This is a genomic window from Herpetosiphon llansteffanensis, from assembly GCF_003205875.1.
Taxonomy (GTDB): Bacteria; Chloroflexota; Chloroflexia; order Chloroflexales; family Herpetosiphonaceae; genus Herpetosiphon; species Herpetosiphon llansteffanensis.
In genome coordinates, this window is the sequence record NZ_PUBZ01000149.1 from 1 (window position 1) to 19,017 (window position 19,017).

Annotated in this window: 14 protein-coding genes; 5 read left to right on the forward strand and 9 right to left on the reverse strand. The window is 49.6% G+C overall.

What is annotated here, in order from left to right; genetic code table 11:
- Positions 1-433 precede the first annotated feature (433 nt).
- The 5 genes from hpf (at position 434) to C5S61_RS24265 (ending at position 7,858) form a co-directional block, all read left to right on the forward strand.
- Positions 434-994, forward strand: coding sequence for a ribosome hibernation-promoting factor, HPF/YfiA family (gene hpf, locus C5S61_RS24245; RefSeq protein ID WP_110519775.1), 561 nt, complete (start codon positions 434-436; stop codon positions 992-994).
- 97 nt (positions 995-1,091) lie between these two features.
- Positions 1,092-1,589: a phosphohistidine phosphatase SixA gene (sixA, locus tag C5S61_RS24250; RefSeq protein ID WP_110519777.1), complete on the forward strand. Its 498-nt coding sequence runs from the start codon at positions 1,092-1,094 to the stop codon at positions 1,587-1,589.
- Positions 1,590-1,720: 131 nt separating this feature from the next.
- A complete protein-coding gene (locus C5S61_RS24255; protein WP_110519779.1) occupies positions 1,721-3,673 on the forward strand; it encodes an ELWxxDGT repeat protein in 1,953 nt (650 codons plus the stop codon).
- Positions 3,674-3,841: 168 nt separating this feature from the next.
- Positions 3,842-5,752 (forward strand): ELWxxDGT repeat protein, encoded by a 1,911-nt coding sequence (locus tag C5S61_RS24260; RefSeq protein WP_240614562.1) that lies wholly within the window; start codon positions 3,842-3,844, stop codon positions 5,750-5,752.
- A gap of 186 nt (positions 5,753-5,938) precedes the next feature.
- Complete coding sequence (locus C5S61_RS24265) at positions 5,939-7,858, forward strand: ELWxxDGT repeat protein (protein ID WP_110519782.1); 1,920 nt, start codon at positions 5,939-5,941, stop codon at positions 7,856-7,858.
- Positions 7,859-7,898: 40 nt separating this feature from the next.
- Here C5S61_RS24265 and C5S61_RS24270 read toward each other — a convergent pair whose 3' ends face one another.
- The 9 genes from C5S61_RS24270 to rlmN form a co-directional block, all read right to left on the reverse strand.
- Positions 7,899-8,795 carry an ATP-grasp domain-containing protein gene (locus tag C5S61_RS24270; RefSeq protein WP_110519784.1) on the reverse strand — a complete coding sequence of 299 codons (897 nt, stop codon included), beginning with the start codon at positions 8,793-8,795 and terminating at the stop codon, positions 7,899-7,901.
- Between the two features lie 10 nt (positions 8,796-8,805).
- Positions 8,806-9,213 carry a GNAT family N-acetyltransferase gene (locus C5S61_RS24275; RefSeq protein WP_110519786.1) on the reverse strand — a complete coding sequence of 136 codons (408 nt, stop codon included), beginning with the start codon at positions 9,211-9,213 and terminating at the stop codon, positions 8,806-8,808.
- A 252-nt stretch (positions 9,214-9,465) separates the two neighbouring features.
- Positions 9,466-11,454, reverse strand: a complete 1,989-nt coding sequence (locus tag C5S61_RS24280; RefSeq protein ID WP_110519788.1) for a cellulase family glycosylhydrolase — start codon at positions 11,452-11,454, stop codon at positions 9,466-9,468.
- 443 nt (positions 11,455-11,897) lie between these two features.
- Positions 11,898-12,260 (reverse strand): hypothetical protein, encoded by a 363-nt coding sequence (locus tag C5S61_RS24285; protein ID WP_110519790.1) that lies wholly within the window; start codon positions 12,258-12,260, stop codon positions 11,898-11,900.
- Positions 12,257-13,084 (reverse strand): TIGR02587 family membrane protein, encoded by an 828-nt coding sequence (locus C5S61_RS24290; RefSeq protein WP_110519792.1) that lies wholly within the window; start codon positions 13,082-13,084, stop codon positions 12,257-12,259. The genes C5S61_RS24285 and C5S61_RS24290 overlap by 4 nt, the downstream gene beginning before the upstream one ends.
- Before the next feature lie 9 nt (positions 13,085-13,093).
- Positions 13,094-14,710: an FAD-dependent thymidylate synthase gene (locus tag C5S61_RS24295; RefSeq protein WP_110519794.1), complete on the reverse strand. Its 1,617-nt coding sequence runs from the start codon at positions 14,708-14,710 to the stop codon at positions 13,094-13,096.
- A gap of 343 nt (positions 14,711-15,053) precedes the next feature.
- The gene (locus tag C5S61_RS24300) at positions 15,054-16,082 is read right to left on the reverse strand and encodes a DNA topoisomerase subunit B (protein WP_110519796.1); all 1,029 of its coding nucleotides are present in this window, start codon (positions 16,080-16,082) and stop codon (positions 15,054-15,056) included.
- A 340-nt stretch (positions 16,083-16,422) separates the two neighbouring features.
- Complete coding sequence (locus tag C5S61_RS24305) at positions 16,423-17,487, reverse strand: SAM-dependent methyltransferase (protein ID WP_110519798.1); 1,065 nt, start codon at positions 17,485-17,487, stop codon at positions 16,423-16,425.
- 145 nt (positions 17,488-17,632) lie between these two features.
- Positions 17,633-18,724: a dual-specificity RNA methyltransferase RlmN gene (gene rlmN / locus C5S61_RS24310; RefSeq protein ID WP_110519800.1), complete on the reverse strand. Its 1,092-nt coding sequence runs from the start codon at positions 18,722-18,724 to the stop codon at positions 17,633-17,635.
- Between the last annotated feature and the right edge of the window lie 293 nt (positions 18,725-19,017).

Below are 19,017 nucleotides of genomic sequence, written 5' to 3' on the forward strand. Positions count from 1 at the left end.
CCGATCCCCAGCCCCCAACCCCCGATCCCTCGCTTTTACAATCGGATGTTGGTTCTATTGCGTTCACTTCATGGCCATAGTACAATACTGGCAACTGCTCCAAGTGAGCTATATTCTCAAACGATCAATTGCCCAAGCCCAACGGCTTGAGATCGGTCGCAGAGAATGAAGCTGGTGAACAGATTGGCTGCTGGTTACAAGCACCGCACATTCGCAGCACTTGGATCGTGAACGTTCAATGCAATTCAGCATTGAGAACTGGTTAAATCTCCTCGCCCTTTGGTTTGCAATGGGGCTTTGATGCGGGTTGAGGATTATGCGTAACAGCAGCATCCAATTGAAGAACGTTCCACTAGGAGCAGCCCTTTGCCAGCTTCTTACCTTGCTTGGGTAAGAAGCTGGTGCACTTTAGGTTTTTTTAAGGAGGCGTACCGTGGAATGGAACATTAAGAGCCGTAATATTAAGCTACACGATGCGCAAAAAGCATTTATTCAAGAAAAATTAGGCAAATTAGAACGCTACCTTGACGGAATTAACGATTGGAAAGTGGAATGCCGTTTTGAAACGCTGCGAGGTAGCGGCGAAACATATACCGTTCAAGTAACGTTGTTGGCCGACCACGGGATTATTTTACGGGCCGAAGAAAATGATCGCGAGCTGTATCCAGCGGTCGAAGCAGTGCACGATAATTTGCAGCGCCAAATTCGTCGCTTCAAGGAAAAACATTATCGCCGAGGTAAATTGCGCCGCTCAGCAGGCGAAATGATTTCGGCTCCGCTGCCAGCCTTGCCCGATGATGCAGAACAAGCAGAAGAACGCCAAATTATTCGCGCCAAGGATGTAACCTTGCGTCCAATGTTTAGCGATGAAGCAATTGAACAAATGGAGTTGCTTGGTCACTCGTTCTTCGTGTTCCGCGATGCTGAAACCGAAAAAATTCAAGTCGTCTATCGCCGTAACGACGGCAATTATGGCCTGATTATGCCACGCTAAATAGCCTTCTTGCAGCAGGGATCACATGCATGTGTGATCCCTGTTTTGCTTTAATCAGGCATAATGCAAAGAGCCTTGATTTTTGTGGAGTGTGCCAATGATTTTCTATTTTGTGCGCCATGGAATTGCCGAAGATTGGGCCGAAAGCGGTCTTGATCAGGATCGGCGCTTAACCGAGCGCGGGCGTAAGCGTATTCGCCAATGTGCCCAAGCCTTGCGCTTGCTGGAAATCAAACCAGATCTGATTATGAGTAGCCCCTTGCCACGAGCAGCAGAAACTGCCAGTATTATTGCCGAAGCACTTAGCACTGACCCACCAGTGCACAAAGCGCAATTGCAGCCCGATGCAGCCAACAGCGATTTTATTGCCGAATGCCTTAACTCCGATTATTCAAGCTTGATGATCGTCGGCCATCAGCCTAATCTTAGCGAGTATGTGGCTCAGCTTGCAGGCTATGGCACCAACCTGATTTTCAAAAAAGGTACAGTTTGTCGGGTTGAAATGCAGGGCGAGCATGGACAAATTAGTTGGCTGCTACCGCCAAAAGTGCTGATTGCGCTGGCCGATGTGCGCCAAGCGAAACCGAAAAAATAAGCATTAACAGCTCATTCTCAGCTAAATAACAGTTTGTAAGCCAACTACAAGTTTGTTGAGAGCAACGTTTCATCGTTATCAGCGCCCTAGTTGCGTATACTCACACCTATAGTTATGTAGGAGGAATACTGATGAAACGTTGGCTTCTCTTGTTCATTGTTCTTGTTGGTTTAGCATTACCCCAAGCGAGTTACGCCGCCGAACAGCAATGTTTTGAGCAAACTGGCTTTTGCATCGAAGGTCGCTTTTTACAATATTGGCAGCAAAACGGCGGTTTGCAGGTCTTTGGCTATCCGTTAAGCAAAGCAGAAGATCGCTACAATCAGGATAGTCAGGAAACATTTTTGACTCAGCAATTCGAGCGCGCGCGCTTTGAGTTGCACCCTGAGTTTGCCGCACCCTACGATGTGTTGCTCGGACGGCTTGGCGATGATTTGCTGCGCTATCGCAATCTCGATAGCTCAATGTTGCCGCGTGAGACCGGTTCCAAAGCTGATTGTTTATGGTTTGAAACCACAGGCCATAACGTCTGTAATCAGGCCAATGGCTTGGGCTTTATGCAGTATTGGCAAACTCATGGCCTGAACGACCCCAAACTTGATGCTTTTGGCCGTTCGTTGCAATTGTTTGGCTATCCGTTGACCGACGTGCAAATGGAAACCAACGCCAATGGCGATCGCGTGTTGACCCAACATTTTGAGCGCGCCCGCTTCGAATGGCATCCCAATCAGCCCGATCAATTCAAAGTATTGCTTGGCTTGGTTGGCAAAGAATCGCAGCAATTGGTCTATGGCGAAGGCTCAAGCCCAAGCAACCTCACGATGATCGATACCCGCGTGTTTTTCACTGCTGATGATGGCATTCATGGCCAAGAGCTGTGGGTTAGCGATGGCAGCGAAGCAGGCACACGCCTTGTCAAAGATATTCGCCCGACTGGTTCAAGTAACCCCTATCGATTAACCGCCGCGCTTGGCCAACTGTTTTTTGTGATTCCAACGACGAGCCACGACCAGTTATGGGTCAGCGATGGCACTGAGTCGGGCACCAAACTTGTCTATTCGTTTGTGCGCCCAACCAGCGACCAGCCAGGCATTATCGATCTTGCTGCGGTTGCAGGCGGTGTGATTGTTATGGGCAATAGCGCTGAATATGGCATTGAGCCATGGTTCAGTAATGGCAGCAGCGCTGGTACATATCTGATTCGTGATATTAACCCAGGCCCAGCTGGCTCGGAAATTAAAGTTCAAACCTGTTGCAGCTATTATTTCGCGACGGAATTCACCTCAATGTCCAACGGTTTGGTGTTTATGGCCAACACTGGCAGCGCAGGCAACCAACTGTGGCTCAGCGATGGCAGCAGTCAAAGCACTCGCCAAATTAGCAACTTTGCGGCAAATAATGAATTTGTGGCCGAACTCGAGCGTCTGAATGATCAGCAGATTATTGCAGCAGTTCAGCAACCAGATGTTGTCCAAATTGTGCAGATTGAACTGGCGACTGGCAAGCAGAGCCAACTCACTAGCCATGCCCGCTTCTATAGTGGCACGCGCTTAATCGTTTCGGTGCATAGCCTGACCAACATTGGCAACACGGTTTATTACAATGTGGTTGATGAGCTTAATTCGACGCTCTGGCAAGTTGCTGAGCAAACAGGTGCAAGCCAAATCAATTTAGCTGGGTATCTGCTTAAAAACATCAGCGTCGACCAAAGCCAAAGCCAATTGCATCTCCAATTGCTGAATGCTGATAGCAGCGAGGCTGGTTTGTGGGCGTGGGATGGCACGAAACTGCAACAACGCAGTGGGCTTAATTTTCAACAACTGCGGATTAATGGGCAGCGCATATTCGGCATTAGCGGCGAACAATCACCCTACCGTGTTTATGCCAATACCGCAAGCAACCAAACGCTAGCCTACCTTGGCTCGGGCTTCCATCGTTTGGCAAATAGCCCAATGTTTGCGCAAGTAAGTCGCTTTAGCACCAACCAAGGTATCTTCTTGGCCTTACCAAGTTTGGCACATGGCATAGAGCTTTGGTATAGCGATGGCAGCACGCTGCGCATGGTCAAAGATATTCGTCCATAACCATAATCACCAGCAACGCCAAACTCCACTTGTAGCAACAGGTGGAGTTTTTTGCCAATCAGCAGCGTTTCAGCTTATGAGCAGATTCGCAGTTGTTTAGCAGCAAATCCTCATCGTTATCAGTGAAAGGGCTTTCTATACTCTACGTATCGATGTAGTGGAGGAACCATGATGAAACGTTGGATGCTATTGGGACTGATCGTCGCAAGTTTGGTGTTACCGCAATCCAGCCATGCCGCCGAACTGCAATGTTTCGAGCAAACTGGCTTTTGCACTGATGGGCGTTTTTTGGAGTATTGGCGGCAAAATGGCGGCTTGGAGGTCTTTGGCTATCCGTTAACCACAATCGAAACTGTCTACAATAATGATAGTGAGATGCACTTTTTAACTCAGCAATTCGAGCGCGCTCGCTTTGAGTTTCACCCAGAATTGGCCGCGCCCTACGATATGTTACTGGGGCGGCTTGGCGATGATCTGCTGCGCTATCGCAACATTGATAGTGCATTATTACCGCGCGAAGCTGGCCCAAAACAAGGCTGCTTATGGTTTGAAACGACCGGTCATAACGTCTGTAATCAGGACAACGAGCTAGGTTTTATGGCCTATTGGCAAACTCATGGCTTGAACGATCCCAAACTTGATGCCTTTGGTCGTTCATTGCAATTGTTTGGCTACCCGCTGACTGAGCCAGCGATGGAAACCAATGCCAACGGCGACACGGTGCTGACCCAGCATTTCGAGCGTGCGCGTTTCGAGTGGCATCCCAATCAGCCCGATCAATTCAAAGTGTTGCTTGGTTTGGTGGGCAAAGAAACCCAACAATTGGTCTATGGCGAAGGTTCAAGCCCATTTGAATTGACGTTAGTGGACGATACGCTCTTTTTTAGCGCCGATGATGGTGTTCATGGCCAAGAGTTGTGGGTCAGCGATGGCACTGAGAGCGACACGCGCTTAGTCAAAGATATTGTGGTTGGGGAAGAATCGACGTGGCCAACTCAATTAGAGCCTGCCAATCACGGCGTATTTTTTGTTGTCAATCAGCAAGCAGCATATCAATTATGGTTCAGCGATGGAACTGAGGTGGGTACGCGGATTGTTAAAGAGTTTGGGGCCAAAGCCAAACCTACCAATCTTAAAACCTTGGGCAATGGGGTTATCTTTTGGGCCGATGACGGCGTGCATGGCCTAGAACCATGGTATAGCAACGGGACTGAAACTGGAACCTATTTGCTCCGTGATCTCAACCCTGGCATCGAAGCTTCGGCTATTTCCGATGGCTATATAAATTATTGGATCGATTACACCCCGATTGATAATGGCATGGCCTTCATTGCCTACGACAGCCAAAATGGTGCGCAGATTTGGTGGACGAACGGCGAAAAGAATGGGACGCGCCTAGTAAGCCGCTTGGCCAAATCGTTTGGGCGCTTCGAGTTAGAACGCTTGGATGACTTGCATCTGATTGCAACCTCAGGCCATCTGGAATATGAGATGGGAGTATGGAATATTAACCTTGCCAACGGCGATCCTCAATTTTTGGCCAGCTACCCATTCATTGTCACCACCCGCAACCCAAATCCAGTCAGCCAATTAACCCAGGTTGGTGGAATGGTCTATTACATGAGCAAAACCCAAAATGGCGAGCTGAGTTTATGGCGTACCAACGGCCATCAAGACCAAACAACGCTCGTCGATCTGCAAGGCTATAAGCTGCGCAACATACTCGCTTCGAGCAAACAATTGTATCTTGAACTAAGCACATCAGAAGATGTCAAGGCTGGTTGGTGGTATTTTGATGCCAACAATTCGCTAAGCCAACTCACTGCATTAGACCTCAGATTGTATGCTGCCGAAGACCGCGTGTTTGGCTGGGAATCGCTGGCTGCTGGCCTGCGGCTGTATAGCAATGACGGACGCAATCAGCCACTGCGCTATCGTGGCTCGGTTATGGGCAAAAGCGCAACCTTCCCATATTCAACTCACGAGCATTTTTTTGATCTGAGCGATTTTCAGCATGGCAAAGAACTTTGGTATAGCGATGGCAGCACGTTGCGCATGGTCAAAGATATTCACCCATAATATTAATCAGTAGCAATGCTAAGCTCCATATGTAGCATCATGTGGAGCTTTTGCATTGCCAATCAGCCAAATTTCAGATTAGGGTCAGTTTGTAAGTTGATTCGCAGTCGCGTGCCACACGCTATTCATCGTGCAAAGCCGTACTAATCGCTATACTCAGCATATTGATGTATTGGAGGAATAGCGATGAAATATTGGATTATTTTGAGCTTGATCGTTGCCAGCTTGGCCTTGCCCCAAGCTAGCCATGCCGCCGAGCCGCAATGTTTCGAGCAAACCGGCTTTTGTATCGAAGGTCGTTTTTTGGAGTATTGGCAGCAAAACGGCGGCTTGCAGGTTTTTGGCTATCCGTTGAGTATCGCCGAAAGTGCCTACAACCAAGATAGCGGGGATTTTTTCCTGACTCAGCACTTTGAGCGGGCACGCTTTGAATTGCACCCTGAGTTTGCCGCGCCCTACGATGTGCTGCTTGGGCGGCTTGGCGACGATTTATTGCGCTATCGCAATATTGATAGCGAGATGCTGCCACGCGAAACTGGGCCAAAACAGGGCTGCTTGTGGTTCGATGCAACTGGTCACAATGTTTGCAATCAAGCCAACGGCGTAGGATTTATGACCTATTGGCAAAATCATGGCTTGAACGATCCCCAGCTTGATCCATTTGGCCGTTCGTTGCAGTTATTTGGCTATCCATTGACCGAGCCAGCTATGGAAACCAATGCCAATGGCGACACGGTGCTGACCCAACATTTCGAGCGCGCGCGTTTCGAGTGGCATCCCAATCAGCCCAATCAATTCAAAGTGCTGCTTGGTTTGGTGGGCAAAGAATCGCAGCAGGCACGCGGTGGTGAAAGTTCGTGGCCTTATGAATTAGTGATGGTCAATGACACGCTCTTCTTTACTGCCGAGGATGAGCTGCATGGCCGTGAGTTATGGGCCAGCGATGGCACAGAAAACGGCACACACTTAGTTAAAGATATTGAGCCTGGCGCAGGATCAGGCTGGCCTTATCAATTGGCAAAAGCAAAAAACGGCTTATTTTTCATCCGTTTGACCCCGCAGACTAATGAATTGTGGTTTAGCGATGGCAGCGAAAACAATACGCGCATCGTTAAAAACGGCATTAGCAGCATCACCAATCTCACAGCACTCGGCGAAGGCATTATGTTTCTGGCAGATGATGGAGTGCATGGCCTAGAACCATGGTTTAGCGATGGAACTGAAACAGGAACCTACCTGTTGCGCGACATCAACCCAGGCCCAGCCCACGCGAACGTTGAAACAAGTTATGGCTTTTTCTGGACAGAATATACACCGATGGCTGGTGGCATGGCTTTCTTAGCCCGCAATGAGCAGACTGGGGTGCAAGTGTGGTGGACTGATGGCAGCGCAGCTGGCACGCGCCAAATCAGCAATTTTGCTGGCGATGTGCATAGTGTCTTTGAGTTAGAACCATTAGATACAAACCATTTGATCGTTGCTGCGAGCAATGAAGGGACATTTGGTATGTGGAATGTCAATATCAGCACTGGCGAGCAGCACGTTCTGGCAACCCACCCATGGATTACTGGCAGTATTCGTAATCCATTGCCTGCTTCGCAGCTAACCCAAGTTAATGGTGAAGTGTATTATCAAGTTTATACCCAAGGTGTTGGCACCAGCCTGTGGCGCACCAATGGTCAGCCACAGCAAACCAAACAGCAAAACCTGAATGGCATGACTCCCTATCGTTTACTGAGGGCCAATAATCAATTGTTTGTCCAGCTTTTTAACGAAAACCAACAGGCTGGATGGTGGATTTTCAATTCAGATGCAACCCTAAGCCAATTCATGTCACTCGACTTGATTTTAGAAGACACAGGCAATGGGTTGATTGGCTGGCAATTGATCGATAAGGGAGCACGAGTCTATCGCAGCGCTGCCAATTATCAAGCAATGAGCTACCAAGGCTCATTGATGAGCATGAGTGGCACAACATTCGACGCAACGAAACGGGCTACCAATGCTAAGCGCAGCTTCTTTGCCTTGTTAGATCAACAACATGGCTCAGAGCTTTGGGTGAGTGATGCTCAAGGTTTGCGCTTGGTCAAAGACATTCGGCGCTAATCGATGCAGTGGCGCAGCCTTCTCAGTTGCGCCACCTTGCTTATTCCGCCACAGCTTCAATTTTAGTTTTGAGTTGGCTCCATAGTTCAAGGGCTTGCACTTGACTCAAGCCAGAAAACTGCCCATCACCAACTTCAATCACAATCCAATCGCCATTGATGAGTTGGCCAATATCAACAGCAATAAATGGCGTTCCAACCCGCCGAGCAGCTTCGCAGGCTAGATTTTTGATGCTAGCAAGCTCGTCAGCGTTAAGCGCAAATTCTTCACTTGGTGCATCCCAGTAGAAGCCATAGGCCAAAACTTGGTTTTGATAGACAAACACCCGATATTCGCGGCCTAATGGAAAAGCCTGATAGTGGCTAGCAAGCGTGCGCAACTGAACTAAGCGGCGCAAAATAACTCGACCGCGTGCTTGAGCAGGCTGACTCAATAACTCGATACTCAAGCGCTCAAGTTCGGCGCTCGTTGTTGCCACGCATGCTTGCCAACCTTGCTCCTTATTCGATTTAATTGCGCCTTTGACGAAGATAGGCCAGCCCAAACGCTCTTCTGCCGCCGCTAATTGGCCAAGCTCAGTAATAACGCAACTTAATGGCGTTAGTTCGCCAAGCAAAGGATAGAAACGATCAAATTCCATAGCGGTTTGATATTGTTCAGGGCTATTGATAAGCCAAATATTGCAGCTTGCTGCCGCTTGATAGAGCGCAGCGTAATCCTCTGGCTTTGGGATATAGCCAACCCAAATTCCGGTTTGTGGCTGCTCGAAAACTGGCACATAGGCGAAGGCTGCTTCAAAATCGGCCCAGTGCTCAGGTTCCGCTGGCAACGAATAAACCCGCAAGCCAAGCATGCGGGCAGTTTCCGTAATTTGGTTGAGTTCGCGAGCATTGACAGTGTGCTGTTGGACGGTTGCTTCACTCAGAACAACCAACATCGCTGCTCCTTTATCCCTTCTGCAACCATTGACCAATCACCTGCGACATCCCTGTGGTTTCTTCTTCAAAGCCCAATTGCAGGTAGAAGCGTTGTTGATCGTCGGTAAATAAACAAACGTGTTGGCCTTGAAGATCAGCCAAAATCTGCTTCACCAAACTACTAGCAATGCCTTGGCGGCGATAATTGCTGCACGTCCAGACATCGACGATATAGGCGTTGCACACGCCATCGGATAATGCACGCGCTTTGCCGATAATTCGTTCGCCATCGAGCGCAAAACAGACGCTATAGCTGGCAGCAAACGAGCGTTGGTATTGCTCTGGCGTGCGCCCATTATCAAAATCATCAGCAGCAAGATCAGCTTTTAATGTGGCCCAATCGATGGCTTCTAAATCACGCTTGTAGTGAATTGGCATAGCACTCCCTCAATTAAGAATATAGTGCATAGACCATAGAGCATAAGCGAGGTTTGGATATCAGTCTGAGGTTGGTTTAATGAAGGCGGTGGGATTTTGCTATGGGCTGGAGGCTATCGGCTTTCGGAAGAATTGTTGTGTTATCAACAAATTCAGTCAACAGCCCATAGCCCATAGCCATCCGTTCTCTGCGCTAAAATCCCAATCCCCGACCCCTGACCCCCGATCCCCAACCCCTATGTTCTATGTTCTTTACGGATACTGTGCCCAACCTTGGTAGAGTTGGCGGCCAAGCAAGCCTAACTGAATTTCGTAGGCACTGCCAGCCAACTCAGGATGATGCTCGAAGCGATTGCGCTCGAAATATTGCACCAAAAAGCCTTTACCTTGCGCCTCGTCGTATTCCCAATATGCTTCGCTGACCGGAAAACCATACAAGGCAATGCCGCCGTTTTGCTCCCAATATTGCTTGAAGGGATAGCACAAACTATGGCCAGTTTCGACAAAATAACTACATTCAGCAGGCGGATTTTGGGCTGGCGGTAGGTTGCGCCAATCTACGCCACCACGTTCAAGCGAACGTACACCCAACAAACTGAGTTGCACGCGAAATTCAGGTTGGTTGTTGGGGTGCAGTTCAAAGCGATTGCGCTCAAAATATTGCACAATTGTTGGCAGGCGGCCTGGGCCTGGCTCGGTTAGTTCATCGGTTAATGGCAAACCAAAGCGCGCCAAACCGCCATTTTGCTCCCAATAACTCAGAAAGCCGCCAAGGATAGTATGCGGCGTTTCGTCGAAACTACGGCCTTCGCCGCTGTAGCCGCCGTATTCAACCCAAATTGGCATGCCACGTTGATCAGGCTGGATTTTGACGGTGCCTGTGTCGGTGTTGACGACGCGCAGCAATGTTCCATCGTAGGCTCGTACTTGCACGTGTTTGCAATCGCAATTGATTTCGAGGTAGGGCGGTGATTGAGCTTCGTGCACCCACCACAGAATATCAACCGAGCGATCGCCGTTGCTCCAATGTTGCCAACCAAGCCCGCCATCGTAGGGCAGCGCATAATTCGCTTGCCAACTCAAACCGCCCAAATTATGCGTCAGATGATAATAGGCGCTATAACTTGGCTTGCGAATCCGTTGATCATCAAAGTTGAGAGGGTAGGTACGCCGCAACATGCCAAAGTGAAATTGATTTTCAGTTGGATCGTTGATTGGCCGGGTGTAATTATTATTGTCGCCAGTATCATTGCGAAAATCGTACCAAAATATTTTCTCAACGCCTGGATGGGTCATTGCTAGCAAATAGAAGCGTTGCAACCACGCCGCTTGTTCAGCTTCATCAACAATCCCATCGCTTTCTGTCGACCAGCCAACCTCGGTATACCAAATTGGCTTGCTGCCAAATTGGGCGAGTAGGGCATCGATTTCGGCAGCTTGTTCGCGATAGGTTTGGCTGCGATCGCGGCGCAAAACCGGCACTTCGGGCGCATCTGGGCGGTAGGGGTGCAGGCCCAAAATATCAAACATCGGCCACGCGCCAAGATTATACAAACGTTGCAGATAATCGGGCGTATCATAGGCAAATTCGGGAATTTCGCTCCAAATATCGGCGACACCACCCAAGACAATTTTGGCCTCAGGGTCGGCGGCGCGAATTGCAGCGCTAGCAGTTTGCAGCACGCGCACAAAATCATCGACGTTATAGAGGCCGCTTTCATAGCCCGATGGCACCAGATTTGGCTCGTTCCAGACTTCCCAATATTTGATCTGGCCGCGCTCACGGCCATAGCGAGCGACCGTTGCATACACATAATCGCCCCAATCGCTCAACCATTCTTCAGGGTGAGGATTGCGGCCTTTGAACCAAGCGGGATTATAATCGAGCAAGCCCAAAATATTGATGCCAGCTTCTGCTTGCAACTGAATTGCCCGATCGTAATTATAGAATTTTGCGCTATCGCCATCCCAGCGAAAGGGGCCATCTGGCTCAAACTGAACCTGATCCCACCAAATTTCTTCGCGATTCCACTGAACACCAGCTTCGCGCATCAACCGAATCATGGTGGGCATTTCATCGGAGCGCACGCGGTTGCCCAATGAGACCACCATGCCAAATGGCGTTGTTTTATCACCCCATGGAATCTCGGCAGCAGCGGCGGGAGTAGCGGGGTTGGCCAGCAAAAACGGTGTGACGACGAGCACCAGCGCCAGCACCAGAGGGAGCAAGCGTTTGTGCATTGCAGTTTATCCCTTGTACAATCAGAATTCTTCTCAACGTTGCGTAGTGTACCATGCTTGCCTTGGTTTGCCGCTGATAAAAAGCTGAAAAGTTAGGCTTACAGAGCATAGAACATAGTAGGGATTGGGGATCGGGGATTGGGGATTAGGCTATGGGCTATAGGAGTTGGGGGTCAGGGGTCGGGGATCAGGCTATGGGCTATCGGAACAATAATCTGAATAATCTGTGCCAATCTGTGGCGCAAAAATGATTATTCGTGCAATTCGTGGAATTCGTGGCTAAGAGGATCAGGCCATTGGCTTTTAGCTATTGGCTATCGGAACAATAATCAAACAAATCTGTGTAATCTGTGGCAAAAAAACTTAACCTTCGCGCTCTTCGTGGTTTCATTCTTTGTGACTCAGCAACCAATAGCCTATAGCCTATAGCCCATAGCCTCATTCTATGGCTCGCTATAGCCCACAACCGCCAATTCAGCTTGCTTGGGATCGCTGCTGAAAATCAGGGTTGCGCTTTGCTCAGCATGGCCGGGCAAGAGATCAAGCGTAACATTGCTTTCTTGCTCATCCAATTTACCCACAACTTCAACTGCTGCCGCTGCTTGATCGCCATCGTTGCGCACGGTTATTTCAAGGTAAAATTGCTCGCCAACTTGGCGCACCTCGCCCATTGCAAGGCTAAATTGAGCTGGTTCGTCGCCTTCGGTGGCCCAAAGCCAGCCAATCAGGCCAACCAAACAACTGAGCAGCAAGACTGCGATTGCGAGCGAAACCCATTCGGCAGTTGTGCGTGCTTCCTGTTTCATACCGCTAGTCTCCCTGCCGCGCCGCCAACTGTGGCAGGCAAGCCCAAAACAATCGTGTAATCGATAATTTGTGCCAGTGATGTACTGGCATCAATTTGATTGAAAACCCGTAGCGTGACCAAAGCAAACACCAATGAGATGATGTATGAAGCAATCGTTTCGCTGAGCGGCGATTGAAACAAGCCACGATCGCTTTTACGTTGCTTATGGTCGCCAAACTCAGCTTGAAACACAATCACATACGAAATCAGCAACGAGGCCGCCATAATCAGCCACAGCCACCACGGCGGCAACGAGGCAGCAATCACGCCAACTTCATCGGTTGGCGCAATCGAAAGCCCAACTACGGTTGCACCAAGCATTGTGCCGCCTGCATCAACCAAGGTCGCATGCCAAAAGCTTTGCTGCTCGGCTTCCGCTTCATCGTCATCGGCCCTGCGCAACAAGCCATTGGCCATGCCAACACCAATTGCACAGGGCATGGTTTCCAAAACAACTTTGCCCAAAATCACATCATACGCCAAATCGAAACTGATCCGTCGCAACACAACCAAGCTAAAACAGGCTACCAAAGCGCCCAAAGCCAAGGCTTCGATGCTATCTGAGAGCGAGCGGCTCCATGTTTCGTCGCTATTGCGGCGAAAGCCAGTTGCCCGATTGAGCGCAACCAAGGCAATATAGGTTAGGCCAAGATACAACAGCATATGCAGCGGCGTGAGATCGCTGCCAATATCCCACACTTCCATCGTGTAGAGCAACGGAATGCCAAACAAAAACGCGCCAGCTATTCCATTGAGCAAATCATCAAACTCACGCCGCCACATACTTAATTCCTATCGTTGCTGCTCGGCCAATTTTTGGTCGAGGCGTTGTTCTGCTGCCAAACGTTCCAAAGCATGTTCGCCCAAATCGACAAATTGCATGCCTTCAATCAGGCTTGGATGAACTTTTTGCAAAGCTAAGTACATCTGTTGGGCAATTGCTCGATAGCTTGGGTGACCTTGCGGCGCGGCGCGTAGCTCAATCAAATGGTAGGCTTCGCGCAAATTCAAGCGAAAACGCCAACGAATGCGATAGGCAAACGGCACCAGATATTGCGCTGCTTCAGGAAAATCAGCCTCGATCGTTTGCACCGCAGCTGCTGCCTGCTCAAGCGCCGTGCAATACGCCTCGGCAACTCCAGCAGCCTCAAGCTCTGGCGCAAGCGCATAGCCATGCACCACACTATAGCGCTGGCGCTCTTGGGTCAAAATCCGATGGCGCTGCAAATCGCGATACGCCCCAATATCAGCCAGAAAATCAAAGGTATAGTAGGTTTCTTCGAAGGCGCGACCTGGGCGATGGAAACGCGAGCCGCGTTCGCCAACGTAGGCCCGCAGAATCGCAATGCGCTGATCAGTTGGCAAATTTCGTGCCCAGCTTTGTAGGCTTTCCAAGGGCTGGTCGCTATGCGGATAGAGAATCGCCGCAACAACTTTGGCCTCTGCATCAGGATCAAATTCAACTAAGGCGACGCTCTGTTGATTGGAGCTAGCTGGAATTTCGGGGCTAAATGTAGCTCCTGCTTGGCGCATCGTCGCGAGATATTGGCTATAAGCAGCGCCACGCTCGGTTTTGGCTCGTTTAACAAATGAAGGAATCAGTTGATCAAGCTCATGTTGCAGATTAATCCCTACGCCACGAACTTCGCTATGCTCGGAGCTAGCCAATTTAGTCAGCAAATATTCATAAGCGCGACCGTTGCCAAACAAGCCAACATTTGTGAGGGTCGCCATTGGCAGCAAACCACGCAATAAATCGAGCGCTTTGGCCCGTGTGGCGCTCGCATAAGCCCGCTCGCTGGTTTTGGCATCGCGCGGCGTGGCGCTTTGCACCCACAATTGCACTGGCTCAATCAAATTGCGATAGGTATCGAATAAGCGATCAAGCGTTTGTTCATACAGCGCGGCGTGGCGTGATTGCATTATTTCCGCCACCCGATGATAGCGATATTTGCCTGCAACTTGGCGATCAAACGGCACATAGCGCGTCGATTTTTCCAGCGGATCGAGGCCCAAGCGGCTATCTTCAAGCGCTTTGGCGACGATATTGCTCACGCCTTCGCAGGCCACGTGCGCGCCGCCCAACTCAGCAACCGAATCGTCGCCATAGCCAAGCAATACCCGTTCGTAGAAAGCTTCGGCCTGCTTGGTAGCCACCAATTGATCGTTGCCATTGCTGGCGGCATGGCCCACAATTGCCTGAAAACCAGCTTCTGGCGCTTGAATAAACTCATCAAGCAACATGCGGCGCAGGCTCTTATCGCTGCGGCTGTAGCGCGAGAACAAGGCACCTTTGACAACTTCGGGTAAGTTGCGCAAGCCAAAAATTGGCTGATCGAGGTTGGTGACAAACGGTGCTAGAATCGCCTGTTCTTCAGGCGTAAATGTATCGCCCCAAGGGTCATGCATTGGAGTTCTCCAAATAGTTTTAGCTGTGAATTCAAAACCCTCTATTTTATGTCATGGGGCGTTCTGGGGCAAAATGTTGAGCTACTACAAGCATTGGAGGGAGCCAAATTTAAAGAAAATCAAACGGTTATCAGGAGAATTTAAGTAATTCAAGTATTGATTCACCACCCTTCCGTCCCGCCTCAAGGCGGGAGACGCAGGGGTTTTCATCCCCTGCACCCCTAATATTTATCTTGTGGACTATTGCAATTGATACTGTGACCCCAAAGTTTCCCTTCCTGTAACTTCGCGGTCTTCGCGGTTTCAAGCTTCGTGCTCTTCGTGCTCTTCGTGGATCAGAAACTTACCACATAACGAGCTGATTAATTTCGCCAGCTGATAATTTAGCCAGTTGCGCGGGCAATTGGTGTTGCACAAGTTGCTGAATGGCGGCGGCAATTATCGAAGGATCGCTAGGCCGACCACCTGCATCTTGCAATGATTTTGCTAGCTGCTCCAAAACGATCAAACAGCCAAAATTGCGGATTTGGGCTGGCTCGATTGCTTGATTATCAGCTAGCTTGCCATGAATCTGGCCATAGCTCGTTAAGCCTGCGGCCAAACCTTTTAAGCTGGCTTGGCGATAAATTGGCTCAAACGGCACATGGCGATAGCGCAGCAAACATTGCTCAATCTGGCTAAAATGGCTAAATTGCAGAACAATTTTGAGCTGAACATACTCATTAGCGCCAGCAAACTCAAGATATGGCTCTGAATTCAAATTATTGAAAATTAATTCATCGAGATAATCGCGCGGCCCATTGGGATAAAATAGGTGGTTAATCGTAGCGTGAAGCTGATCGATGACTTCAATTCGACAACCAGCAAATAGCGTTGCCAAGCCACGCAACGAACCGAGTAGTTGATGAATTGAGCTAGCCCGATGGATGAAGATAGCGTGGTTTGGTACAAACGAGATGCTTCGATAGTTGGCTTGGCTGGAACCAAGCAGCTGTACCGCTGGCACAGTAAGTTCGCCGTTATAGCTCAATTGATAATGTTGCCCATCGTGGTGCAAATCGATTATGCAATGTTGAGCAGCGCCAAGCACATGCAGCAACTCGGCTGTCGGCAACCCGCAACCAGCAACCGATTCTATGCTCGACCCAACATCTTGGATAACAAAACCGCCAGTTGACAGGCAAGTTATTTGAATCTGTTGCGCATGTTGCGTGGTTAGGAGAAAATCGATATAGCTAATTAAGAGGCCTTGAATTGCCTTGCCATCATTGCCGCCATAGTACATTGCTGCATTCTCGCGACGAAGTTGGATTGGGTTGAGATTCGATGGCAGTTGAATGTTGCTAGCGCTGTACCGAGAATTATCAGGCATTCACAAACCTCTTCTCAGCGTTTATTGGCTTGAATCAAGCTGTTTCCCCAACCCTTCATAAGCAAATCATTATTGTATCGGCTTCAAGTATTATTTCTCCTCCCTTCCGTCCCTCCGCTGGAGGGAAACGCAGGGGGTTTCAGCCCCTGCACCCCAAATATTTATGTGCTGGATTGATGAAGTGAAGTGTGTAGCCCAATAGCCTATAGCCTATAGCCTTGTTCTTCGTGTACCTTCGTGCCCTTCGTGGATCAAAACTTCGCGTTCTTCGCGTTCTTCGTGGTTTCGTTGCACTGATCCCCGACCCCCAACAACCGATCCCCACTTTACCCTTCGTGGATCAATCGCGTGGCGGCTGATCGACTTTGGGACGTTTTTCGTGTTTTTTGCGCAGCACGGCGGTCACTTCTGAGCGGTTATGGAACAGTTGGCGTGCGCCAATCACCCAATAGGCGGTGCGCAAAATACTCAGCGAGTGATAGGCAATTTGGGCGCTATGTTCGTGGGGCAATTTGAGCGTGACTACCGCCAAGCCATCGTTGGTCAAAGCATTGGCAGCATCAACCATCAGCCACGCTGAATCGCGCGCATCAATCCGCATATCATTGACGATCACGGTAAATCGCTCTTGAGTTGGCAAAAAACGCTGGGCCAAGGTTTGCAAATGGCGAACGCCTTGATCATAGCGCAAGCTAGGGTGCAAATCAGCTGGATCAATTGCAACAACAGGCAGGCCAGCGCGACGCAAAATCCGCGTCCAGCCGCCAGGTGCAGCGCCTAAATCCAAGGCTTGACCATGATCAGGCCAATCGATATTGAACAAGGCTTGGGCCTCGAGCAATTTAAATTCGGCGCGGCTTAATTGGCCTTGTTCGCGGGCAAAGCGATGTGCACCACCAGCCCATGCCGAACGATTGAATTCAACGCTCGAAACGCCGAGATAGGCCCGATCCATGCTCAAGGCAACCGAAAGCACGCCCTGCGGATTACGTACATCCAAGGGCAAGCCGCTCACTTGCGAAACAGCTTCGGCCAAGGCTTGGTTAATTTCAAAACGGGTTAATTTTACATGCTCATCGAGCAAGCGGGTTTGCACCGCAAACGGTTTGCGGGCTGGCAAATGTGGCGCGAGATTCAAGGCCACTTGGGTCAAACGCTCCAAATCATCGGGCGTGCCTTCGAGCACAACTTCGCGATGAACTGGCGCAATATGGCGGATAAAAACGGCTGGCCGTTTAGCCAAGATTGCTTGCCATTCATCTAAAGGCTGTTCTAGCTCAACCAACGCGACCTCAGGCGCAAGTCGCTGAACAGCAATTCCAAATTTGCCAAAACGAATTTCTTCTATGGCTGCCTCAAGCATTTCAGGCGCAGCACTAATTAAAACACGATAGGTATCAAGCACAAAAAAGTCCCCTTCGAAAGGATGAAGTATAAGGGATGAAGGATGAAATTTCAGCCTATCCCGCCTCAATAATCTATTTTAACGATCTGTATCTAGGATTTATGATTTTAAAACTTCATCCCTCATAATTTATCCTTCATCCTTATTAATACAGGTTCATCGGGCTGGTTGGTGCTGGCAGTGCTGCCAGTTGGCCACAGGCGGCAGCAATTTCCACCCCGCGTTCAACCCGCACCGTACACGAAATGCCAGCTGCTTGCACAACCCGCTGAAAAGCCGTAACTCGCTCACGATGCGAACGCGTCAAGGGCGTACCAGGCACAGGATTCCACGGAATCAAGTTGACATGGCAGAGCATGCCTTTGACCAAACTAGCAAGTTGGGCCGCAAGCTCAGGTGTATCGTTTTTATCGTCGAGCAGCACATATTCAAATGAGACTCGGCGATGAGTCTTATCAGTGTAATAGCGCACCGCATCCATCAAATCGCTAATATCAAAGCGATCGTTGACGGGCATCAGTTCGCTGCGCAATTGATCGTTGGGCGCGTGCAACGAAACTGCCAAATTAACTTGCAAGGCTTCATCGGCCAATTGGCGAATGCCTTTGACCAAGCCCACCGTCGAAACCGTCATATTGCGTGCGCCAAGATTGAAGCCTTGTTTATCGTTGAGCCGTTCAACCGCTGCCCACCAACGATCGTAATTGGCAAATGGCTCGCCCATGCCCATAAATACCAAGTTGGTAATATGGTCGGGCACTGGCCCACCGTGACGCTTGGCAATCGCAGCGCCTTCAGTGCGCAGGTAGCGCTCGAAATGCAGCACCTGCTCCATAATCTCGCCACTGGAAATATTGCGCAACAGGCCCAGCTTGCCAGTAGCGCAAAAAACGCAGCCCATGGCGCAGCCGGCTTGGGTCGAAACACAAATTGTCGCCCGATCAGGCGGGTAGATCATCAACACCGTTTCGATCACCGCATTGCCCGGACAGCGCCAAAGCACCTTGCGGGTCAAGCCATCGTCAGTCGTTTGTTCGCGCACCAGTTCAAGGCCACCAATTTGAAATTTGGCCGCCAATTGTTCGCGCAACGCCGCCGATAAATCGGTCATGGCGGCAAAATCGTTGGCTAATTTTTTATATAAATGGGCATAAATTTGGCGCGCACGAAAGGCTGGTTGGCCTAGTTCAGCTAATTGCGCGGTCAAGCCCTGCAAATCAAGATCGTAAATATTCATGGGTTCCTCGTTTGTTACGCCCCATGATACCATCTTTCTTCTGTGTGGGGATCGGTCGTTGGGGATCGGGGATCGGCTTGATCGACAAAGAGCATAAAGTACGTTTTTTAGCCACGAATTGCACGAATTACACGAGTAATCATTTTTTTAGCCACAGATTCCCCAGATTTTTTTGATTATGTTCTTCTTAGCCACGAATTGCACGAATAATCATTTTTTAGCCACAGATTCCACAGATTTGTTTGATTATTAATTTTCTATAGCCTGATCCCCAATCCCCGACCCGTCTCTTA

Bases quoted from the DNA above. Each gene is read 5' to 3' on its own strand.
- sixA (WP_110519777.1), top strand. From the start codon at position 1,092: ATGATTTTCTATTTTGTGCGCCATGGAATTGCCGAAGATTGGGCCGAA.
- C5S61_RS24270 (WP_110519784.1), bottom strand. From the start codon at position 8,795: ATGTTGGTTGTTCTGAGTGAAGCAACCGTCCAACAGCACACTGTCAAT.
- C5S61_RS24280 (WP_110519788.1), bottom strand. From the start codon at position 11,454: ATGCACAAACGCTTGCTCCCTCTGGTGCTGGCGCTGGTGCTCGTCGTC.
- rlmN (WP_110519800.1), bottom strand. From the start codon at position 18,724: ATGAATATTTACGATCTTGATTTGCAGGGCTTGACCGCGCAATTAGCT.
- C5S61_RS24295 (WP_110519794.1), bottom strand. From the start codon at position 14,710: ATGCATGACCCTTGGGGCGATACATTTACGCCTGAAGAACAGGCGATT.
- C5S61_RS24260 (WP_240614562.1), top strand. From the start codon at position 3,842: ATGATGAAACGTTGGATGCTATTGGGACTGATCGTCGCAAGTTTGGTG.
- C5S61_RS24265 (WP_110519782.1), top strand. From the start codon at position 5,939: ATGAAATATTGGATTATTTTGAGCTTGATCGTTGCCAGCTTGGCCTTG.
- C5S61_RS24300 (WP_110519796.1), bottom strand. From the start codon at position 16,082: ATGCCTGATAATTCTCGGTACAGCGCTAGCAACATTCAACTGCCATCG.
- C5S61_RS24255 (WP_110519779.1), top strand. From the start codon at position 1,721: ATGAAACGTTGGCTTCTCTTGTTCATTGTTCTTGTTGGTTTAGCATTA.
- C5S61_RS24275 (WP_110519786.1), bottom strand. From the start codon at position 9,213: ATGCCAATTCACTACAAGCGTGATTTAGAAGCCATCGATTGGGCCACA.
- C5S61_RS24290 (WP_110519792.1), bottom strand. From the start codon at position 13,084: ATGTGGCGGCGTGAGTTTGATGATTTGCTCAATGGAATAGCTGGCGCG.
- C5S61_RS24285 (WP_110519790.1), bottom strand. From the start codon at position 12,260: ATGAAACAGGAAGCACGCACAACTGCCGAATGGGTTTCGCTCGCAATC.